We start from the raw sequence: 239 nt of genomic DNA on the forward strand, positions 1-239 counted from the left end.
TGGAGGCGCGTACCGATGCGTGGGGGCAGTTGCGCGGTAACGAAGGTGTGTGGCTGACCACGGCTCAACGCAGCCAATCCGGTGCCAGTGTGACGTCTACTCAGCTGGATGTGAGTGAGGCGGCGAGCCAGTTAACGGCAGCAGACAGTTTGAACAAGACCTTGCGCGATGCAGCAGTGGCGCAGTCTGCGCAAATATCCGATAGTGCATTGAAGTCCGTCCCTGATTTGATGTTGAAG

General features: G+C 57.7%; 1 protein-coding gene. It reads left to right on the plus strand.

Annotated features, from left to right (window positions below):
- Positions 1 to 239 (plus strand): type VI secretion system Vgr family protein (locus EJE49_RS08805; RefSeq protein ID WP_133313962.1); only part of this gene is annotated, 239 nt, incomplete at both ends.

The sequence above is a fragment of the Sulfuriferula thiophila genome (assembly GCF_003864975.1).
GTDB classification, from domain to species: Bacteria; Pseudomonadota; Gammaproteobacteria; order Burkholderiales; family Sulfuriferulaceae; genus Sulfuriferula; species Sulfuriferula thiophila.